The 407-nt window shown below is 74.4% G+C and carries 1 pseudogene; it reads left to right on the forward strand.

Annotated features, from left to right (window positions below):
- Position 1: 1 nt before the first annotated feature.
- Positions 2-407: pseudogene (locus tag JHD63_RS22920) on the forward strand (histone deacetylase family protein); the annotation flags it as partial.

The raw sequence follows: 407 nt of genomic DNA on the forward strand, positions 1-407 counted from the left end.
GATCGAGGACCGTCTGCTGCTGACCGGCGTGGCCGATGCGCTGGAGCGGCGCGAGGCGCCGCAGGCCAGCCACGCCGACCTCATGCGCGCGCACTCCGAGGCCCACATCGACCGGCTGCAGGGCATGACCACGCGCCTGGTCCAGGACATCGCGGCGGGCGGCCCGACCCATGCCCCGGTCGACCCCGACACCAGCCTCAACGCCCATACCTGGGATGCCGCGCTGCGCGCGGCGGGCGCCGCGGTGGCGGCGACCGACGCGGTGATCGGCGGCGAACTGGCCAACGCCTTCTGCGCGGTGCGCCCGCCCGGCCACCATGCCGAACGCGAGCGCGCCATGGGCTTCTGCTTCTTCAACAACGTGGCGCTGGCGGCGCGCCATGCGCTGGACGTGCACGGCCTGCATC

The organism is Xylophilus sp. ASV27, from assembly GCF_016428875.1.
Lineage (GTDB): Bacteria > Pseudomonadota > Gammaproteobacteria > Burkholderiales > Burkholderiaceae_C > Xylophilus.